The 21,224-nt window shown below is 46.5% G+C and carries 15 protein-coding genes; all 15 read left to right on the forward strand.

Annotated features, from left to right (window positions below):
- Positions 1 to 2 precede the first annotated feature (2 nt).
- The 15 genes from BC343_RS16770 to BC343_RS16845 all read left to right on the forward strand — a co-directional run bounded on the left by BC343_RS16770 (position 3) and on the right by BC343_RS16845 (position 21,093).
- A complete protein-coding gene (locus BC343_RS16770) occupies positions 3 to 1,460 on the forward strand; it encodes a TolC family protein (RefSeq protein ID WP_078348967.1) in 1,458 nt (485 codons plus the stop codon).
- Between the two features lie 182 nt (positions 1,461 to 1,642).
- Complete coding sequence (locus BC343_RS16775) at positions 1,643 to 2,308, forward strand: ABC transporter ATP-binding protein (protein ID WP_078348968.1); 666 nt, start codon at positions 1,643 to 1,645, stop codon at positions 2,306 to 2,308.
- Positions 2,309 to 2,333: 25 nt separating this feature from the next.
- A complete protein-coding gene (locus tag BC343_RS16780; protein ID WP_078348969.1) occupies positions 2,334 to 3,566 on the forward strand; it encodes an ABC transporter permease in 1,233 nt (410 codons plus the stop codon).
- 190 nt (positions 3,567 to 3,756) lie between these two features.
- Positions 3,757 to 4,941, forward strand: a complete 1,185-nt coding sequence (locus tag BC343_RS16785) for an ABC transporter permease (RefSeq protein ID WP_078348970.1) — start codon at positions 3,757 to 3,759, stop codon at positions 4,939 to 4,941.
- A gap of 17 nt (positions 4,942 to 4,958) precedes the next feature.
- Positions 4,959 to 6,332, forward strand: a complete 1,374-nt coding sequence (locus BC343_RS16790) for a sigma-54-dependent transcriptional regulator (protein ID WP_078348971.1) — start codon at positions 4,959 to 4,961, stop codon at positions 6,330 to 6,332.
- On the forward strand, positions 6,316 to 7,620 hold the full coding sequence (locus BC343_RS16795) for a sensor histidine kinase (protein WP_078348972.1): 1,305 nt from the start codon (positions 6,316 to 6,318) through the stop codon (positions 7,618 to 7,620). Before BC343_RS16790 ends, BC343_RS16795 begins: the two co-directional genes overlap by 17 nt.
- Before the next feature lie 187 nt (positions 7,621 to 7,807).
- Positions 7,808 to 8,569, forward strand: coding sequence for a hypothetical protein (locus tag BC343_RS16800; protein ID WP_143822239.1), 762 nt, complete (start codon positions 7,808 to 7,810; stop codon positions 8,567 to 8,569).
- 412 nt (positions 8,570 to 8,981) lie between these two features.
- Entirely contained in the window at positions 8,982 to 9,731 is a 750-nt protein-coding gene (locus tag BC343_RS16805) for a hypothetical protein (protein WP_143822240.1), read from the forward strand.
- A gap of 1 nt (position 9,732) precedes the next feature.
- Entirely contained in the window at positions 9,733 to 12,504 is a 2,772-nt protein-coding gene (locus tag BC343_RS16810; protein ID WP_078348975.1) for a TonB-dependent receptor, read from the forward strand.
- A 36-nt stretch (positions 12,505 to 12,540) separates the two neighbouring features.
- Complete coding sequence (locus BC343_RS16815; RefSeq protein ID WP_078348976.1) at positions 12,541 to 13,710, forward strand: DUF4249 domain-containing protein; 1,170 nt, start codon at positions 12,541 to 12,543, stop codon at positions 13,708 to 13,710.
- A gap of 41 nt (positions 13,711 to 13,751) precedes the next feature.
- On the forward strand, positions 13,752 to 16,127 hold the full coding sequence (locus BC343_RS16820; protein WP_078348977.1) for a hypothetical protein: 2,376 nt from the start codon (positions 13,752 to 13,754) through the stop codon (positions 16,125 to 16,127).
- Positions 16,128 to 16,220: 93 nt separating this feature from the next.
- Positions 16,221 to 16,694: a DinB family protein gene (locus tag BC343_RS16825; RefSeq protein ID WP_078348978.1), complete on the forward strand. Its 474-nt coding sequence runs from the start codon at positions 16,221 to 16,223 to the stop codon at positions 16,692 to 16,694.
- A 341-nt stretch (positions 16,695 to 17,035) separates the two neighbouring features.
- Positions 17,036 to 18,622 (forward strand): flavin monoamine oxidase family protein, encoded by a 1,587-nt coding sequence (locus tag BC343_RS16830; RefSeq protein ID WP_202909811.1) that lies wholly within the window; start codon positions 17,036 to 17,038, stop codon positions 18,620 to 18,622.
- Between the two features lie 22 nt (positions 18,623 to 18,644).
- The gene (locus BC343_RS16835; protein WP_078348980.1) at positions 18,645 to 19,817 is read left to right on the forward strand and encodes a pyridoxal phosphate-dependent aminotransferase; all 1,173 of its coding nucleotides are present in this window, start codon (positions 18,645 to 18,647) and stop codon (positions 19,815 to 19,817) included.
- 277 nt (positions 19,818 to 20,094) lie between these two features.
- Positions 20,095 to 21,093 carry a hypothetical protein gene (locus BC343_RS16845; RefSeq protein ID WP_078348982.1) on the forward strand — a complete coding sequence of 333 codons (999 nt, stop codon included), beginning with the start codon at positions 20,095 to 20,097 and terminating at the stop codon, positions 21,091 to 21,093.
- Positions 21,094 to 21,224 lie beyond the last annotated feature (131 nt).

Below are 21,224 nucleotides of genomic sequence, written 5' to 3' on the forward strand. Positions count from 1 at the left end.
CCATGAAGTATCTATATAGCATAACATTCATACTCGTAGCAGCCAGGGCGATGGCCGGCAGCGGTGGCGATACCTTAAGGCTAAGCCTGCAAGAGGTGGTAGCCATGGCCAAAGCTAATTCCATTGCAGCCAAGCAAGCAACCACCGTGCGCGAAACCAACTATTGGAAATGGCGTACCTTTAAATCGAACTATAATCCGCAACTGTCGCTTAGCGGTATATTACCCGGCTACAGCAAAACCACGCAGCCCGTGCTGCAGCCCGATGGTACTATTGTTTTTCAACCCGTGCATAACGATAATTCGTCTTTACAGTTAGATTTTAGCCAGAGCATTACCGCTACCGGCGGTACCATTTACGGTACCACTTCTATGCAGCGGTTTTACGATTTCGACCGTAAGAACGAATTGTTCAACGGGGTGCCCTATGCCATTGGTTACAGCCAGCCGCTGTTTCAGTTCAATGCTTTGCGATGGGATAAAAAGATAGAGCCGCTGAAATTTAACGAAAGCAAGCAAGCCTACATCGAATCGCAGGAGCAAATAGCCTACACCGTTAGCGGCTACTTTTTTGATCTGCTGCTGGGGCAGGTGAACCTGCAGATAGCCGAAACCAATTTTACCAATACCGAAAAGATACTGGCCATTGCCAAAGTAAAATTCGACCTGGGTAAGATATCCAAGAATGAGATATTACAATTGCAGCTCGAACGCCTGAACGCTCAAAAAGCTGTAGGCACGGCCAAACGCGATATGGAAATTGCCACGCTGAACCTTCGCACTTATACCGGCACGGAAGGCGATGATAAAATAGCGCTGGAATTACCGGGTTCTACCATCAACATGGAAGTATCGGCAGAAAAGGTATTGACCGAGGCCTTTGCCAACCGCAGCGATGCTATTGGTTTTGTACGCCGTATTGCTGAGGCCAAACGCGATGTAGCAAAAGCCAAGGGCCAAAGCGGGTTAATAGCTACATTAACCGCAAATATTGGTTACTCGAACACCGCCCGCAACATTCCGGATATTTACCGTAACCCGCAAAACCAGCAGTTGCTGCAATTGCAGTTCAGCATACCGGTGCTAGATTGGGGGCGCTCCAAATCGCGCATAAAAACGGCGCAGGCCAACGAGCAATTTACCGAGTACGCCGTAGAGCAGGATAAGCAAACGTTTAAACAGCAGATAGTAACGCAGGTAACACTATTCAACATGATGAAGAACCAACTGGTTTTCACCGCGCAGGCCGATAGCATAGCCTCCGAAAAATACAAAATAGCCCGCGACCGCTACGTGCTTGGCGACCTCAGCATCACCGACCTTAGCATCGCCTTCCAGGAGAACGACCAGGCCAAACGCGATTACGTAGCCGCCCTACGCGATTTTTGGGGAGCCTATTACCAGCTGCGGTATTTAAGCCTGTATGATTTTGAAAGGAAAGAGAAAATAACGTATAAATAGAGGTTAGAGGCAAGAATCAAGAGCCAAGACAACTACTCACCCTCTTTGCGAAGCAGAGAGGGTCGACAAGCGATAGCAATGTCGGGGTGAGTAAAATAGCGACAAACAACTAACGACAAACAATTATCAAACTATAAAAAACAACATTCACTCATTCAATAATTCAAACATTAAACCATACTATGATACAATTAGAAAACATCGAAAAAGTGTACCGTACCGACACTATACAAACATTGGCCCTGAACAGCATTAGCCTTGACGTAGAAAAAGGCGAGTTTTTATCTATAATGGGCCCCTCGGGCTGCGGCAAAAGTACGCTGCTGAATATTATGGGCCTGCTGGATGCGCCCTCAAAAGGCGGCATAAAAATAGACGGGCAAAGCACCACCAATTTGAATGATAAGCAACTGGCCGCCTTCCGCAACAAAAAGCTGGGCTTTATCTTTCAGAGCTACCACCTCATCAACGACCTGCAGGTGCTGGATAACGTAGAACTGCCATTGCTTTACCGCAACACCACGGCAAAAGAACGTCGCGAGTTAGCTACCGAAGCGTTGGAGAAAGTAGGACTGAGCAACCGCCTTAAACATTTCCCTACGCAGCTATCGGGCGGGCAGCGCCAGCGTGTGGCCATTGCAAGGGCCATAGTGGGCCGCCCCGAAATTATATTGGCGGATGAGCCTACCGGTAACCTGGACAGCGCCATGGGTAACGAGATAATGGACATACTGTTACAACTGAACCGTACCGAGGGCACCACCATTGTAATGGTTACGCACGATGAGCACATGGCCAAAAAAACGCATCGTTTGGTAAGGCTGTTCGATGGTTCGCAGGTTCAATAATTCATCAACCTAAACACAAAAAGCCATGTTAAAGAATTACTTTAAAATTGCCATAGCGGTACTCAAACGCCGCAAGTTCTTCACTTTTATAAGCCTGTTCGGTATCAGCTTTACGTTGACCATTTTGCTGGTGATGACCGCCTTTATTGATAAAATAGCCAACGATAACTACCCCGACCGTAAACGCGACCGCTCGCTCTACATCGCTAAAATGGAGTTGAAAGGAAAGGAGAGCATGAACTCTGCCGGTTTAAGCTACTACTATATCGACCACTACATCGCCAAAATGAAAACACCGGTAATGGTGGCTATTTCGTCGGGTTTTAACTCTACCAATACCTATGTGAATAATCGTAAAGTGACCATCAATTACAAGTACGTGAATGCTGATTTCTGGAACGTGCTCGATTTTGAATTTGTGGAGGGCAAGCCTATCAGCAAACAACAAACCGATAATGCCGAACGCGTTACCGTAATATCTGAAGATATGAAGAACGAATACTTTGGCGAGGGCAGCGGCCCGGCGATTGGTAAGTACATAGAGGCGGATAATATTAAATACCGTGTTTGCGGTGTAGTAAAAAGCCTGCCCATCACAGCATACGTGCTCTATTCAGATATTTACCTGCCTATTACCACCACCAAAACCAAGCTTGATGCCGATAAAGGCTACCTGGGAGGCTACGGCGCTATTGTGTTAGCAAAAGATGCTGCCGATGTACCAAAAATGAAGAAGGAGTATGCCGAGCTTACTGCCAAACTTCCCATCCCCGGCAAAGAGTGGGACCACCTGTACAGCCATGCCGATACTTATTTGGAGGGCTACGTACGTACAGGTAATGAGAAAAGCTCGGGCATGACGATCGTTTTCACTGCAATAGCTTGTTTTGCTTTGTTCGTGATGCTACTGCCTACGCTGAATTTGGTGAACGTAAATATCACGCGCATCATGGAGCGCTCGTCGGAAATTGGTGTGCGTAAAGCATTTGGTGCGTCGTCTAAAACGCTGGTTTATCAATTCATCGTCGAGAACCTTATCCTCACCTTTTTGGGCGGGATGATAGGCGTGGTGTTATCGGTAGTGGTAATGTATTTTATTAACGACGCTGACCTGATAGCTAACCTGAACCTAAGGCTAAACTTTACAGTGCTGGGTTACGCTTTGCTTACCTGCCTGTTCTTCGGGCTGCTGTCAGGCGTTTATCCTGCCTGGCGCATGTCTAAGCTCAATATTGTAGCTGCTTTAAAGGCTAACTAAAATGGAGAGGCGCGCTTTAAATTCCCCTCTTGAGAGGGGGCGGGTAAGGATGAGCGAGAGCAGGGGTGTGTTAGCCACTAACGGTTTCGCGTTCAACACTCCCCTGCACCCCTCTCAAGAGGGGAACCGCACCGGCCTTTGCGCGCCTTTTTATAAAATTAAATTTATCAACCTATAAACTCAAAATATCATGTTTAAGCATTTATTTAAAATGATCTGGAACAAGAAGAAGCAAAACTCGCTGCTGATGGTGGAGATATTGCTGTCGTTCATGGTCATCTTTGGCGTATTCAGTTTCGCCATCAACTCCTATAACAACTACGCCAAGCCTATGGGCATCAATTACGATAAGGTTTGGGCCATCAGCTATAACCACACGCTCGAAACCACTAATGCCGATTCGGTTACGCTGGTTTATCAAACCCTGTTGCGCAATATCAAGGCGCTGCCATTGGTGGTAGACGCGGGTTACGCAAGCAGCAACATCCCCTTCAGTAACAACCATATGAGCACCGGTTTTAAAATTAAGGGCAGGGAGATAAGCAACGTAAATAACTTTTTTATGGACGAAAATTACCTGAAAGTGATGGGTGCCAAAATGGTTTCGGGGAGATGGTATAACAAAGCCGATATGGTATCAAAAGCCAATGTGGTAGTGATCAACGAAACGCTGAAAGAAAAAGTTTTTGGTAAAGGTGAGGCCCTTGGCAAATTGCTGGGCAGCGACGACGACAAAAACAAACGCAAGGTAATAGGCATAATAGCCGACATAAAAAACGATGGCGATTACCAAAAGGCCGCCCCCGGGCTGTTTAATGCGCACGATACCGCTGCTTACAAATGGATGGGCAAAATATTGGTGAAAGTTGCGCCCGAGGCCGATGCGAACTTCGAGGGGAAATTGTACAAACTGATGTCGAACACCTTCAAAAACTCTAACATCGAGATAGAGCATTTGGATAACAAACTTACCGCCTACAACAAGTTCACGCTGGTGCCGCTTATCATTTTGTCGATAGTGGCAGCGTTTCTAATCATTAACGTGGCCTTGGGCATTTTCGGTGTGCTTTGGTATAACATTAACAAACGCAAAGGCGAGATAGGTTTGCGCCGAGCCATTGGTGCGCCGGGTAATGCGGTATCGGCACAATTGGTTTATGAAGCTTTGATACTGGCCACCTTATCGCTGGTATTAGGTGCCGTATTCGCCGTGCAGTTTCCCTTGCTTAACGTATTCGACTTGCCTGCAAGTGTTTACCTGCTGGCCCTGCTTTTTGCGGCGATATTTATTTATACGCTGGTGCTTATTTGCTCGCTTTACCCCGGCAAACAGGCGGCGGCAATTTACCCGGCGGTTGCTTTACATGAAGAATAATAATTTAGCTTTGGCGTATGATACTGGTTATTGATGATGATGTGGCGGTGCGTACCTCGCTCCAGCTATTGCTCAGGAGCGAAGGGTATGCCGTAAGCGGTGCCGATGCGCCCGAAGAAGCCCTGCGTATCATTCGGGATGATGCGCCCGAACTCATCATCCTGGATCTGAATTTCTCCATCAGTACCACAGGCGAGGAGGGGATGGCACTGCTGGGCGACATTAAAAAGCTGAATGCGGGTATACCTATCATCCTGATTACCGGATGGGGAAGCATAGCTTTGGCCGTGCAGGGCATGAAACTGGGTGCCAACGATTTCATTAACAAACCCTGGGATAACGGGCATTTGCTGCAGTCGGTAAAAACCTTGCTGGATCTGCGCGAAGAAAAGGCCGTTAACCGCACCCGCAAGCAACTGGACAAAGAGTACAATTTTAAGCACATTATAGGCGAAGACCCGCAGATGCTGCATATACTGGAAACCATAGGGAGGGTGGCAGGCACCGATGCCTCCATCCTCATTATGGGCGAAAGCGGCACGGGTAAAGAGCTGATAGCCGAAGCCGTGCACCAGAATAGCCTGCGCCGCAACAAGCCGTTCATTAAGGTGAATTTGGGCGGGATATCCACCTCCTTATTCGAGAGTGAAATGTTCGGCCATATACGCGGTGCTTTTACCGATGCACGTTTCGACAGGGCGGGGCGTTTTGAATTGGCCAACAAAGGCACCATTTTTTTAGATGAGATAGGCGACCTTGATGCCGGCAGTCAGGTAAAGTTATTGCGCGTATTGCAAGATCGTACTTACGAGGTGCTTGGCAGCAGCCGCACTAAAACTGTAGATGTACGTGTGGTTTGCGCCACCAATAAAAACCTTTCGAGTATGGCAAATAACGGTACTTTCAGGGAGGATCTTCTGTACCGCATCAATCTCATCACCGTTACGCTGCCTGCCCTGCGCGAGCGCCCTACGGATATACCGCTGCTGGTGGAGTTTTTTATGAACAACCTGAAGCAGATATACAACCGGCCCGAGTTATCGGTTAGTAAAAGCGCCATGAAGTGGTTGCAGCAATTGCCGTTGCCGGGTAACATACGCCAGTTGAAGAATTTGGTGGAGCGATCTATACTCGTCAGCAAAAAGAATGTGTTGGAGATAGACGATTTCCGTTCGCAACTGGAGCTATCGCCGCAAAAAGCAGGCGATACTAAATGGCCCGGCGTGGGTACTGTAACGTTGGAGGAGATGGAGATAGAAATGATCAAACGCGCCATGGCCTTCCACAAAAACAAGGTGAGCAAAGCGGCCCCGGCATTGGGCCTCACGCGCAGCGCCCTGTACCGCAGGCTCGAAAAATTTGAGATTCCTTACGATGAAGCTGAGGACTAAGTACATCCTTTTTGTAGTAATACTGCACGCGCTTGCGCTGGCCTTAAGCTTCTATATTTTCGATCAGGACAGGATATGGTTCATCGCATCCGAGGTGGTGGTGCTCATTTCGGTAGTTATTGCTATACAATTATACCAGCAACTCATCCGCCCCATAAAAATGCTGTTGCAAGGCATCGAGGCTATTAAAGACCAGGATTTTAGCGTGAAGTTCCTCCCCACGGGCAAGCACGAAGTTGACCAATTGATAAACGTTTATAACCACATGATAGACGCCCTGAGAGACGAACGCACCCGGCAGGAAGAACAGCACTTCTTTTTAGAGAAGCTGATACATACCTCGCCAACGGGGATAGTGATACTCGACCACGATAACCGCATCAAGCAGCTCAACCCTAAGGCGGTGGAAGTGTTGGCGTTATCGGAAAAAGAAATGGTGGGACAGGAAATAGGGCAGGTACCAAGCCCCTTATTGCAACATGCGGCCTCGTTAAAAGCGGGCGAATCTATTACCCTAAAACCCGATGGCATTAATACCTACAAACTGCAGCGGTCAAACTTTATAGATCGTGGTTTTCAGCGTGGCTTTTTAATGATAGAAGAACTTACAGCTGAGATACTGGCCGCCGAAAAGAATGCCTACGGAAAAGTGATACGCATGATGGCGCACGAGGTGAACAATACCATTGGCCCGGTCAACTCCATATTGCAATCGACCCTCCGCACCCATAGCCTGTGGGAAAACCAACCCGACAACGCCCTGAATAATGCCCTGCAGGTAGCATTCGACCGTAATCAAAACCTCAACCACTTCATGCGCAACTTTGCCGATTTGGTGAAGCTGCCACCCGCAAATAAAAAGCCTACCGACCTTAACCTGCTGCTAAAAGCCGTGATAGAACTAATGCAGCTAAAAGCGCAGGGCAAACAGGTGCAGCTAATATTTAATGCGTCGCCCAACCCATACATCATCAACGCCGATGTGCAGCAACTGGAGCAGGCGCTCATCAATATCGTGAAAAACGCTATCGAGGCTATTGAGGGAGAGGGTGTTGTTACCTTTAATGTCGACATTAAAAAGCATCTGCTTACCATAACCGATACCGGAAAAGGCATTAGCGAAGAGGAGAGCGCCCAGCTGTTTTCTCCTTTCTTTAGTACAAAAAAAGACGGGCAGGGGATAGGTTTAACCCTGGTACGCGAGATAATGCTGAACCACGGGTACGAGTTTTCTTTAAAAACGATACAAAAAAATAATACGGTTTTCTCCATCTCTTTTAATGGGTAGTTATGTCTTATTTGTTTGTTAACTAATTGTTTATGTTTATTTAACGGCGCTTTTCTGCCCAACCTGCATTCAAGGCCCCACCCATGGTTATGATCTGAAATTAAAAAAAACGAAAGTTTTTTGCACGGTAATTGTTGGTTTATAAACTGAAGTTTGTATCTTCATAATTCCAATTATACCAATTTTCATGAGAAGAATCGCCAATTACGCAATGGGCTGCGTTGCAGTCCTGTTGATTAATACCAATAGTTTCGCGCAAAATATCGAGGCCGCGTTGACTTCAAAAGAGTCGGCTATTGACAATATGGTAATGGGCTACAACAGCAACGGCGACCAATCGCGCCTGTTTAACTCCCCCAAGTACGACGCTTACGATAAAACCATAAAAGGCAATGCCTACTTTGCCGATGCGGCAGAGTTTAGCACCGGCAACGTGGAGTACGATGGTTTTAGCTATAAAAACATGCAGTTGATGTACGATATGAACCGTGGTTCGGTAGTAATGCAATTGCCCAACAAAGCTTCTATGGTAGAGCTGGTGAGCGATAGAGTGCAAAGCTTTGACATTGCCGGGCACCACTTTGTACGTGTAGAGGCTTTTTCTCAAGAAGCCGGTTCTGCTATTCCTGCCGGTTTTTATGATGTGATGTACAGTGGCAAAACCGAGTTTATCGTTCATCGCGAAAAAGCCATGCAGGCAGGCACCTTTTCTGCCGAAGCTGCAAGTATGTATGTTAAAATAGATGGCGCTTACAAAAGCTTCGATAGCCAAAAGTCGCTACTGAGCCTTTTGAGCAACAGGAAACAGGAGCTTTCGACCTATATTAAAGATAACGCAATTAATTTCGATGCTGATAAAGAGCAGGCGGTTGTTAAAATTGTCGCTTTTTACGATCAGTCGCTTATTGCCGGCAAGCAGCCGCTTTTAGTAAGCGCCAACAAAAAGTAATAGAAACGCGATACTGCAGCGATAGGATTTGCTGATCTCATTTTACAGGCGAAGAAAATACCACCTGATTTTGCCCCATCTTCAGCATTAAAAACAGGCAACGCGTTGGCTTAATCCCGATGCGCCAATAATGCCGGGCTATGGTTAAATATTATCGGGAAAGCTGCACGGTATTCATCGATAATTTTGCCTCATCATTCTTTTTTTACATATTGCTTTCAGTTTTAGCAGCGGCTCAATTCCCCCAATGCCCGTTGTTTAATTGCCAATTGTTTGCCTTTTTTTATTTAATGGATTTGTTGTAATACGTAATAAATGCGTTACACTTAAACATTTTAACTATTTTTTTAGGTAATCGCTTGGTATTTAACTAAAACTATGTAATTTCAAAATTCCAATTGACCAATTTTAAATGAGAAGAGTTTTAGTTAACTGCGCCATAGGCAGCGTTGCTGCTATGTTTTTTTGTGCGCGCAGTTTTGCCCAAAATGCCGATTCGGAGTCCTCCGCAAGGCAAAGCCAGGTAGATAATATTGTTGCTAACTACTACACCTCCATTGGCGACCAGTCGAGGCTGTACAATGGCCCCGAGTATAGCTTTTATCCCAAAATGATTAAGGGCATACCTTACTTTACCGATACCCCGGGCTTTACCAATGGCGATGTAGAGTACGATGGCTTTAAGTACAGCAACCTGCAAATGATGTACGATTTGTATAAGGGATCGGTAGTGATGCAGTTGCCCAGCAAGGCCGCCAGTATTGAGCTGATAAGCGATAGGGTACAAGCCTTTGATATATACGGGCACCATTTTTTCAGGATGGATGAGTTAAACCAAACCAACGGGCAAAACCTGGCCGCCGGTTTTTACGACCGCATGTACGCCGGCAAAACCGAGTTTATTATATCCCGCAGAAAAACCTTAGAAACCAGCAACACCGCCAGCCTCGAAAAATATTTTGCCGATGAGTCGGATAAAATGTACCTCAAAGTAAACGGGCTATACAAAGGTTTCGGCAGCAAAAATGCCTTGATAGATATTTTGGCAGATAAAAAAGCGGAGTTAAAAAAGTTTATTAAAGATAATCGCTTAAATTTTAGTGAGGAGAAAGAGCAGTCGGTAGTGAAAGTAATAGCGTATTACGATCAAATAACCAATTAGTATGAATAAACTCTACCTGTTTGGCATCTTTTGTTTATTCCTTACGCAACTTGCCAGGGCGCAACAAACTGCCGGTACTACCATAAGCGTAAATTTTCAGCAGGCAACTATACAAACCGTTGTTGCGGATATTGAGAGCAAGAGCAGCTACCATTTCTATTACGATGCGGCACAGTTCGATAGCCTTAAAGTAAGCTTGCAGGCGTCTGATAAAACCGTTCCGGCTATATTAGATATGGCCTTCAACGGCACTAATTTTCATTACGCCATTAGTGGCCAACAGGTATTTTTAACCCGTGCAAAGGTATTGCAAACCACTTTGGCACCCGGCTTTTTTGGTGTAAAACCAACCGAAAACGCACCGGCTGTTACCGTAAACCCGGCAACGGCTTTTGCCGCGAATGAGGATAAGGTTATCCCCGAGGCTACTACCGAAAATAAGCTGTACGAAATTGGTGCTAAAACCAACACCGTAACTGCGGGCAGGGCAACGCTATCGGGCTACATCCGAGATATCAAATCGGGCGAAGCGGTTACCGGTGCCAGCATCTACATAGCGGAGCAAAAAACCGGTGTAGCAACAGACCAGTTTGGGTATTTTACCATCAGCCTGCCAAAGGGGCGGCATTTGCTGAGCATCCGCGGCGTGGGCATGCGCGATACCCGCCGACAGATCATCCTTTACAGCGATGGTAAAATTATCATCGAAATGACCGAGCAGGTAACCAGCCTTAAAGAAGTTAAGATATCAGCCGATAAGGTGGTCAATGTAAAATCGGTAGAGTTGGGCGTAACCCGTTTAGATATAAAAAGCATAAAACAAGTGCCCACCGTTTTTGGCGAGGCGGATATACTAAGGGTAGTGCTCACGCTACCTGGGGTACAAAGCGTGGGCGAGGCCTCAACAGGCTTTAATGTACGCGGTGGCTCTGCCGATCAGAACCTGATATTACTGAATGATGCTACAGTTTACAATCCTTCGCACTTTTTTGGTTTCTTCTCGGCCTTCAATCCCGATATTGTTAAAGGTGTTGAGCTTTATAAAAGCAGCATCCCCGAGAAATTCGGCGGCAGGCTATCATCTATATTAGATGTTACCGATAGGGAAGGGAATAAAAAGAAGTTTACTGGCAGCGCAGGCATAGGTTTAATAACCAGCAGGTTTAATATTGAGGGGCCTATTATTAAAGATAAAACTTCTTTCATCTTCGGCGGCAGGGCCACTTATTCAGATTGGTTGCTACAACTCCTGCCCGATGCTTATAAAAACAGCCAGGCATCATTCTATGATTTTAACCTCGACATTAGCCACCAGATTGACGATAAAAACAACATTTATATAAGCAGTTACCTCAGCCGCGATAAATTTAAACTCAACAGCGATACCGCCTATAGCTATGCCAACCGCAACATCAACATCAAATGGAAGCATAACTTCAACAACAAGCTGTTCGGATTATTTTTAGTGGGCAGCGACAGGTACCAATACGATATTGCCAGTTTTGATAACCCGGTAAACGCCTACAAGCTTAAGTTTGATGTTAACCAAAGCAATTTCAAATCGGATTTTACTTATTACCTTAATACGCGCAACACCATTACTTTTGGCTTAAACAGTATTTATTACAAGCTACATCCCGGTACTTTCGGCCCTAATAGCGATAAGTCTTTAATTGCGCCCGATGTTGTTCCGGCGCAGCAGGCTTTAGAGAGTGCTCTTTACCTGGGTGATAAGTATGATCTAAACGACGACCTTTCGGTAAGTTTTGGCTTGCGTTATTCGTTGTATAATTTTTTAGGACCGCAAACGGTTAACAACTATACGCCTGGCCTTCCGCGCAGTACATCCACCTTAATTGATAGTACCACTTATAGCAGCGGTAAACTCATTAAAACCTATGGCGGCCCCGAAATAAGGCTATCTGCCCGCTACAACTTAGGCGACGATCTGTCTATTAAAGGCGGCTATAACACCCTTAGGCAATATATACACCTGCTATCAAACACAACTGCAATTGCGCCAACAGATGTATACCAGCTAAGTAACTCTAATATTAAACCGCAATACGGCGACCAGGTATCGCTCGGTATCTACAAAAACCTGAAGAATAACACAATCGAAACATCGGTAGAGGTATACTACAAACGCCTGAAAGATTACCTTGACTACCGTAGCGGGGCTACGCTGGTACTAAACCACCATATAGAAACGGATGTAATAAACACCCGTGGCAAAGCCTACGGCGTTGAACTGATGGTACGTAAAAATACAGGTGCCGCCAACGGCTGGATAAGCTATGCCTATTCACGCACATTTTTAAAGCAGGACGACCCAACGCTAGGCCAACCCATAAATAACGGCGATTATTACCCCGCTAATTACGATAAGCCGCACAGCTTTAATTTTGTAGGCAACTACCGCTTTACGCACCGCTTTAGCATATCGTTAAATGTTACCTACAGCACCGGCCGCCCAATTACGCTGCCAACCGGTAAATACTACTATGCAGGATCGGAGCGGGTGTATTATTCGGACAGGAATGCTTACCGCATCCCCGATTATTTCCGCAGCGATTTTTCGGTAAATATAGATGGCAACCACAAAGTGCACCAGCTCACGCATAACTCATTTACGTTTGGTATTTACAACCTCACGGGCAGGCAAAACCCATACTCGGCTTACTTTACGCAGCAGAGCGGGGTAGTTACCGGGTACAAGTTATCCATATTTGCTAAACCAATACCCTTTGTTAATTACAATATAAGGTTTTAAACAGATAAAAAAGCCCGTAGCGCGGGCAACATATATATGTTGAAGAATATTAAATACGGTACTTTTTTGCTGGCATTGCTTATTGCCGCCAGTTGCAAAAAGCCATACTCGCCGGTGGTGAAAGAATCGGTTAATAACTTTTTGGTGGTAGAGGGTTTTATAAACCCCGGTGCCGATTCTACCTTTATAAAACTTAGCCGTACGGTTCAGCTGGCAGATTCGGCCAAGGTTACAGCCGAACGCGGCGCCACTGTAACGGTAGAGGGCAATGGCATCGGCCGGCCCTTAACGGAGATAAGCCCGGGTGTATATTCGGGCTTGCCGCTTAATGTTGATGTTAGCCAAAAATACCATTTGCGTATCAGGCTTGCCAATGGCAAAGAGTATGTATCAGATGAAGCGGAAGCAAAAGTAACCCCGCCAATTGATACAGTAACTTTTGCTGTTAAACCCGATGGGATAATAATTTATGCCAGTGCGCACGATCCATCTAACAAAACCCGCTACTACCGTTGGGATTATGATGAAACGTGGATGTTCCACAGCAAATACGCCTCGAATTTTAAAGTTGAAAATGGCGAGGTAGTGCCCCGCCCACCGGCCGAACAAATTTACTTATGCTTTGCCAACCATACATCAAGTGTGGTATCATTAGCCACCACAACAAAGCTCACTGCCGATGTGGTAAGCAACGCGCCAATAACCAATATTTCGCGCACTTCTGAAAAGATAAGCGTGCGTTACAGCATGATGCTGAGGCAATACGCGCTTACCAAAGAGGCATTTGATTTTTGGGAGAACCTGAGAAAGAATACCGAAAACCTGGGCAGCATATTTGATGCCCAGCCATCGCAAATAAGCGGCAACATACATAATGTAAGCGATGCCAGCGAACCGGTGATAGGCTTTATAAGCGTCAGCACCATGGCATCTAAGCGGGTGTTTATTGATAGGGAAGATATTAACCAAAATTGGGTGCCGCAATACCCTTACGATTGCCGCGAAGACTCTACACTTTTCAAGAACCCCAAGACAGGTTCGAACGATGTTAATACCTTTTTAATTATGGGGAGCTATCTGCCAACCTTCGAGATTATTGCAAACGGCAGCCTGAAACCCGTAGGCTACGGCCGAACCAGCCCCGAGTGCGCCGACTGTACCCTGCGCGGATACCGCCGACGCCCGGCTTTCTGGAAAGATAAATAGGTAAAGCGTACTAAAACTATATCACAACCATTGCTATAACAATGAAGGGTAAAATAAAATTGAACATATTAAAAAAGGCTTTACCAGCCTGCCTGGGCTTGCTGGCTTTAATTACCAAAGGCTTTGCCCAGGAAGCCCCTGCTAAGCTGGCTTTTGATAAATACAGCAAAGCCGCCTTGCAGGAGAAAATATATGTACATGTTGATAAAAGCGTATACGTAACAGGCGAGATAGTTTGGTTTAAAATATATTGTGTAGATGGCACCTACAACAAGCCGCTTAACCTGAGCAAGATAGTATATGTAGAGATACTGGATAATGCCAATGCCAGCGTAATGCAGGCTAAAATAGCCATGTATAACGGGATTGGCAGCGGATCGTTGATGGTACCGCCGGCATTGGTAAACGGTAATTATAAACTGCGGGCCTACACCAACTGGATGAAGAATTTTGAACCGGAGGGGTACTTTGAGAAGAAAATAACCATTATAAATACTTTAAGGACACCTGATGTAGCAGCAAAAACCACCGGACCGGATTACGACGTTCAGTTTTTTCCCGAAGGCGGAGATTTGGTGAATGGCTTGCCTGCCAATGTAGCTTTTAAGGCTGTTGGGCGTAATGGGCTCGGCATAGCCTTTAAGGGTGCAATTATAAACCAGTCCAATGATACTGTTGCCCGTTTTCAGCCGCTTAAATTTGGCATGGGCCATTTTGCTTTTACACCAGTGGCCAATAACAGCTACAGAGCAGTAATACGAGTTGGTAACCAAAAGCCATTACTTGTTAACCTCCCGGCCGCAAAAAGCGAGGGGTATACCATGCAGGTAACCGATGCCGGTAATGGCAACCTCAATGTTAAGGTTAATAGCAGCGTTGCTGGCGGGCAGTTATTGCTTTTGGCGCAAACCAGGGGCCTGGCAAAATTAAGCTTAAATGCCGCACCAGCAGGAGGGATTGCCACCTTTATTGTAGGTAAAGATAAACTGGGCGAAGGCGTATCGAGCCTTACAGTGTTTAACGATGCCGGGCAGCCGGTATGCGAAAGGCTTTATTTTAAACGCCCAAAGCAAGCCCTTTTTGTTGATGCCGTTGCCGATGCACCGCAGTATGCTTCGCGCAAAAAGGTATCAGTAACCATCGCGGCAAAAAATGCGACTGATAAAATGATTGGGTCGAGCCTGTCTATGGCTGTTTATCGTTTAGATTCTTTGCAGGCTGCAGATACGGATAATATTGCTGCTTATTTGTGGTTAGGGTCGGAGTTGAAAGGTGCTATCGAATCGCCGGGGTATTACCTTAGTGGCGCCGATGAGGAGGCTACCGATAATTTACTGCTTACCCAGGGCTGGAGGCGTTTTAAATGGAACAATATACTGAACGCCGGCAACAATAGCTTTAAATACCTGCCCGAATTTAACGGGCATATGATTACCGCCCGGGTAACCGATTCGGCAAAAAACGCAGCTAAGGATGTAATTGCTTACCTGGCTATACCCGGTAAAAGGGTACAAATGTATGCAGCCAAAAGCGACGCTAACGGAACGCTTTTATTTAACACCAAAGAGTTTTATGGGGCAGGCGAGGTTGTGGTGCAAACCAATACTGAGCGCGACACCACGCACCGTATAGAAGTGCTGAATCCTTTTTCGGAGCAGTTTGCCAAAACGCGGCTCCCTACCTTGGAGCTACTGCCGTATACGCAAGCTGCATTACAACAGCAAAGCCTTGGCGCGCAGGTGCAAACTATTTATGCCGCTAATAAGCTCAAACGTTATTTTGAACCTAAGGTAGATAGCGCCGCCTTTTTCGGCGCGCCGTTTAAGACCTATAAACTGGATGACTACACCCGCTTTGTAACCATGGAAGAGGTGGTGCGCGAATATATAAGCGAGGCAACGGTATCAAGATTGCGAGGCAGGCCGCATATTACCTTAATAGACGAGAACGGTCTACTATCGCCCGATCCGTTGATTATGGTGGATGGTGTACCTGTTTTTAAAACCGAAAAAGTTTTTGCTGTAGACCCGCTTAAAGTGCAAAGGCTGCAGGTAGTGCGCAATCGCTATTTCTGGGGACCTTCGGTTTATGAAGGTATCATGAACTACACCACTTACAAGGGCGACCTGGGCGGTACCGAAACTGATGCGCATGCTACTGTAATAGATTACGAAGGCGCGCAGGTACAGCGCGAGTTTTATTCGCCGGTGTATGAAACCGAGGAGCAAGCTAAAAGCCGAATACCCGACTTTCGTAACCTGTTGTTTTGGTCGCCGGATATTAAAACCGGCTCTTTAACCGCTAATAAGGTTGCATTTTATACATCTGATGTGCCCGGTAAGTATTTTGGTATTGTGCAGGGCATGGCAGCAAACGGAGATGCCGCTTCAAAGACGTTTACATTCGAGGTGAAATAAGCACAGGGCGTTTTCCGTCAACCATGGGTAAATTTAAGAACCGGCCTTGCTTATAGTGATAAACTTGGTGCATCTTCACAGCAAAAAAACTCCATGGAACCGCAACTATTTGTAAAGATGGCGCTGCAAGGCTGGAACACCCAGGTAGCCCGCGCCGAAAAATATTTTGATGCTTTAACCGAGGCTGATTTTCAGCAACAGGTTGCGCCCGGCAAAAACCGCATCGTATACCTGTATGGCCATTTAACCAGCTACCACGGGCTGTTGAGCGAAACCTTAGGCCTTGGCGAAGCCAAATATCCCGAACTTGCCCCGGTATTCCTGCGCTCGCCTGATGGGCCTGCTGTAGATGAATATACTATTGCCCAATTAAAACAATACTGGGCCGAAGTACACACCCGCCTCACCGAGTTATTCAATGCCTTGCCTGCCGAAGATTGGTTTAAACGCCACAACGCCATGACGGATGAAGACTTTGCTAACGACCCAACTCGCAACCGCCTAAGCGTATTGCTAAGCCGCACTAATCATATTGCTTATCACTTTGGGCAATTGGTGTTGGTATAAACGCCAATAAAATCGCCATTCACGTCATGCTGAACCTGTTTCAGCACCCCATCATGCATCCCACATTGCTGAGCCGCTTTGCATGAATGCTACCTGCCGTGTGGGGTGCCGAAATAAATTCGGCATGACGTTTTTAATTGTGCATGGTATCCCTATTCCTGCCTTTCTCCTAAATTATCCTCCCTTTAGTAACATTGTTGATAATTTTATTGCCCTTATTTTAAAAAATAGTTAAGTTTAGGGTGTGAATGCCCGTTTTGCTTTTCGGGCTTTCTATTATGTTTCCGCAGGGTCTCTCAAAGAGGACACTGTGGGATGAACACCTTTACTGATCTTACATTTTGGAAAATTTAACTCGTAGAAGCTTTTTAAGTAAGGGCGCTATGCTGGCCGGTGGTACATACCCCGCCATGATGGCATTGGGCCTGCTGAAACCTGCACCCGCGCATGCCTTTAACCTTACCGGCAGCGGAAATGGCAAACACATTATTATATTGGGCGGTGGCCTTGCAGGGCTGTCATCAGCCTATGAGTTAAATAAGCTTGGTTATAAAACCACCATATTAGAAGCCCGCGAAAGGGCAGGGGGGCGATGCTGGAGCGTGCGCAACGGCAGCACCAATACCGAAACCGGGATGCCAACCACCACCGCAAAATTCGACGAAGGGCTGTACTTTAACGCAGGCCCATCGCGCATACCCCACCACCACGAACTTACCCTCCACTACTGCAAAGAACTTGGCGTACCCATACAGGTTTACAATAACGTAAACGAAGGCTCATACTACTTCGCCGAAGGCAAAGGCCCGCTCTCCAACAAAAAAATACGCGCCCGCGAAGTACACAACGACATGCGCGGCTACATGGCCGAGCTATTGAGCAAAAGCATCGACCATGGCGCACTGGATAGCTCGCTCAGCAAAGAAGATACACAGAAAGTATTGGAATACCTTGCTGCTGAAGGTGGTTTAGATATCGACAAACTTTATAAAGCATCTGCCCGCCGTGGGTATTCAGAATCCCCCGGTGCAGGCAACAAACCCGGCAAAATTTCAGAGGCCAATAAACTGGCGGATATTATCCAATCGGGTTTGCTGGATCCCGATTTTTATAACGTGGCCGAATATACCTACGAGTTGCAGATGACCATGTTCCAGGCCGTGGGCGGTATGGATATGATAGCCAAAGCGCTGCAAAAGCAGGTAGCGCCGTCGCTTAAGTTAGGTGCCGAGGTTACCAATATCACCAACCTGGCCGAGGGCGTAAAGGTTACTTATAAAGATGCTACAGGCGAGCACGTTTTGCAGGGCGACCTATGCATATGCACCCTGCCGCTGCCTGTGCTCAGCAATATCAATAATAATTTTTCGGGCGATGTGAGCCGCGCTATTGATTACATTGGCTATATACAAACCGGTAAAATAGGCCTGCAGTTCAAGCGCCGTTTTTGGGAGGAGGATGACCATATTTATGGAGGTATCACCCACACTAATAATGAATTAACGCAGATATTTTACCCGAGTTATGATTATTTAAGCAAAAAGGGTATCTTAATAGGATATTACAATTTCAACGAAAAAGCACAACGCACAGGCGAACTAAACTATGCCGAGCGTGAGAAACTTGCGCTCGAAAAAGGCAGGCTGATACACCCGCAATACGATAAAGACTTTGAGCGCTCGTTCTCGGTAAGCTGGCATAAAACCAAATACAATTTAGGCGGATGGGCCCTTTACAGTAGCGAAACCCGCAAAACGCAATACCCGGCACTGTTGAAGCCCGATAAGCATGTATACTTTGCCGGCGAGCATTTAACATACCTCAACGCCTGGATGGCCGGGGCATTTGAATCGGCAAGGAGCGTGGTGGCGCAAATACACGCCCGCGTTACCGAGCAACGGGTAAGCTACCCCGCAACAAAACAATAAGAAAAAACTAAAATTAAACGATATGTCAAACTCTCTAAACCGCAGAAACTGGCTCAAAAGCAGCGCGCTGATGGCGGGCGGCGTGGCTTTTTTAAGCAGCACAGTTAGCAAACTGGCAGCAATGCCCGTTGTGCGCAAAATACGCAACGCCAACACCATGCTGGCCGATGAGGCGGCAGTAATGCAGGCCCCAGCCGAAATGAAAGCACGCCTGATGGCCAACGAAAACCCTTTCGGCCCATCGGCAGCGGCTAAAAAGGCCATCGCCGATTCGCTGGATACCGGCTATCAGTATGCCTTCAACCAGATGTTTACCATGAAAGGTAAAATTGCCGCTTATGAAGGCGTTAAAGGGAACAACATCCTGATGTCGTCGGGTTCGTCGCCCTTATTGCTGGCAACTGCTATGCATTACAGCAAGGGCGGCAAAAACATCATCACTGCCGACCCATCGTACGACGACCTGCCTACACAGGCAGAGCACTTTGAAGGCAAATGGGTGAAGGTGCCTCTGACTTCTGAATATAAGATAGACCTTGATGCTATGGAGGCAAAGGTTGATGACAACACCGGCCTGGTTTACATTTGCAACCCCAACAACCCTACAGCAACCATTGTAGATACTGAGAAACTAAAAGGCTTTTGCGAGCGTGTATCTAAAAAAACGCTGGTATTTATTGATGAGGCTTACATCGATTACCTACCCGATCCTAAAGCCTCCAGCATGATGGATTGCGTAAAGGCCGGCCAAAACGTAGTGATTGCCCGTACGTTTTCTAAACTTTACGGTTTTGCCGGTTTGCGTTTTGGTTACATTGTTGGCCAGCCTGCAACCATCAATACATTAAGCATGTATACGCCAAGCTGGGCGGCGCTATCGTCAACCACGCTGGCGGCTGCTATGGCATCGTACCGCGAAACGCCTTACCTCGAAGATGCTTTGAAGAAAACCAATGCATCTAAAGAATTTTTATACGCCACGCTCAAAAAAGAGGGGTATACCTATATCCCATCGTCGGCAAATTTTGTAATGTTCCCGCTGAAGATGGATGGTATGAAATTCGTAGGCGAAATGTCGAAACGTGGCGTTGCCCTGCGTAACTGGAAACTGAACGGCCAGGATTGGTGCCGCATCAGCATAGGCCGCATGGACGAAATGGAAGCCTTCGCCGCAGCATTTAAAGAAATATCTTAGTTGTTGGTTGTTGGTGAAAACACCAACAACGGCTAAACGCCAACAAAGGTTAAAACAAAAAAATAAATAAAAACGTCATGCTGAACTTGTTTCAGCACCCCATCATGCATCCCACATTGCTGAGCCGCTATACATAAAGCCGAGCCTGCCGTGTGGGGTGCCGAAATAAATTCGGCATGACGATCTAAAAAAACTCTGTGAACCTCTGTGTAAAACTCCGTGTCCTCTGTGGTTAAATAGCCACCACGCCGGAACGCACAGCAATTTAGAACTCCCAATGCGTAAATTATTTTTTACCCTATCAATCGCCCTCATTACTTCAACCGGCTTCTCGCAAGAGAAAACGGCTAACCCGCGCCCGCTTACCCTGGCCGAATACACCAAAGCAAAAACCTATACCATTGCCAACCTCGATCAGGATACGTATGTAAAGTTCGATAACGCCTACGTGCTCGATAGGTACGAAAGCCGCAAGCCCTACTTCATTACCGGTAGCGATAACCTTAAAAAACGTATCGACCTGTATAAGTTCATCGCCAAAGAAGGCATGCAGGAAATTGGCACCATGGTTTTCTACACCAGCGAAACCGGCAAACGCTACCAGGCCCTGGTGCCCGATTTTACTGCCGACGCCAAAGTATGGGCACAATACTTCCAGGATATTGACGATATCAACAAAGTGGAGAAGAACTTTATCCTGAAACTATCTTACGTGTTATCAAAAGAGCTTAGCTTCCAGCAATACAAGGTGCTGAACAACGGTAAGGATATGAAGGAAGAATCGGCTACTTATGGTAACGATATTTGCTTCCCGGGCGATGAAATGGTTACTATGGCCAATGGCGGCAAAAAACTGCTGAAGGACGTTAAAAGCGGCGATGAAGTGATCACTATTGATCCGCTAACCCGCAAAGCATCGGCCACCAAAGTAAAAGAGCTTACCGTGCATGCGGCCAAAAACTACGCGCTTACCAAACTGGTATTGGTTGATGCCCGCGAAAGCATCACTGCTAACGGTACCAATGTTAACCTGCGCGCCAAAGTGCTGCAGGCTACGCCTAACCACCCTATGCAAACCAAACAAGGCAATTTTAAAATAGGAGAGATAGCCCTTGGCCAACAGGTGCTTTGCCTTAACGATAAAACCGGCAAATACGAAGCCTACACCGTTCTGCAAAAAAGCGAACAAGCCGGCGGTGTACAACAGGTATACAACATTGTAGCCGAAAAAGGCACCACCGTTTTAATGAACGGCGTAATGGTAATGCAGAAATAAAGTTACGGCCAAATGATTTTTGGAGCGTAAAAATACCTTGTAAATCAGGGTGTTTTTACGCTTTTTTGTTTAGGTGTCGGCGGCGTACTTTAGTTGAAAATGCTAAAGTAAAAAGTAGCTAACCTTAACAT

The organism is Mucilaginibacter pedocola, from assembly GCF_002013915.1.
In the GTDB taxonomy this organism is placed as follows: Bacteria; Bacteroidota; Bacteroidia; order Sphingobacteriales; family Sphingobacteriaceae; genus Mucilaginibacter; species Mucilaginibacter pedocola.

Bases quoted from the DNA above. Each gene is read 5' to 3' on its own strand.
- BC343_RS16770 (WP_078348967.1), top strand. From the start codon at position 3: ATGAAGTATCTATATAGCATAACATTCATACTCGTAGCAGCCAGGGCG.
- BC343_RS16775 (WP_078348968.1), top strand. From the start codon at position 1,643: ATGATACAATTAGAAAACATCGAAAAAGTGTACCGTACCGACACTATA.
- BC343_RS16780 (WP_078348969.1), top strand. From the start codon at position 2,334: ATGTTAAAGAATTACTTTAAAATTGCCATAGCGGTACTCAAACGCCGC.
- BC343_RS16785 (WP_078348970.1), top strand. From the start codon at position 3,757: ATGTTTAAGCATTTATTTAAAATGATCTGGAACAAGAAGAAGCAAAAC.
- BC343_RS16790 (WP_078348971.1), top strand. From the start codon at position 4,959: ATGATACTGGTTATTGATGATGATGTGGCGGTGCGTACCTCGCTCCAG.
- BC343_RS16795 (WP_078348972.1), top strand. From the start codon at position 6,316: ATGAAGCTGAGGACTAAGTACATCCTTTTTGTAGTAATACTGCACGCG.
- BC343_RS16800 (WP_143822239.1), top strand. From the start codon at position 7,808: ATGAGAAGAATCGCCAATTACGCAATGGGCTGCGTTGCAGTCCTGTTG.
- BC343_RS16805 (WP_143822240.1), top strand. From the start codon at position 8,982: ATGAGAAGAGTTTTAGTTAACTGCGCCATAGGCAGCGTTGCTGCTATG.
- BC343_RS16810 (WP_078348975.1), top strand. From the start codon at position 9,733: ATGAATAAACTCTACCTGTTTGGCATCTTTTGTTTATTCCTTACGCAA.
- BC343_RS16815 (WP_078348976.1), top strand. From the start codon at position 12,541: ATGTTGAAGAATATTAAATACGGTACTTTTTTGCTGGCATTGCTTATT.
- BC343_RS16820 (WP_078348977.1), top strand. From the start codon at position 13,752: ATGAAGGGTAAAATAAAATTGAACATATTAAAAAAGGCTTTACCAGCC.
- BC343_RS16825 (WP_078348978.1), top strand. From the start codon at position 16,221: ATGGAACCGCAACTATTTGTAAAGATGGCGCTGCAAGGCTGGAACACC.
- BC343_RS16835 (WP_078348980.1), top strand. From the start codon at position 18,645: ATGTCAAACTCTCTAAACCGCAGAAACTGGCTCAAAAGCAGCGCGCTG.
- BC343_RS16845 (WP_078348982.1), top strand. From the start codon at position 20,095: ATGCGTAAATTATTTTTTACCCTATCAATCGCCCTCATTACTTCAACC.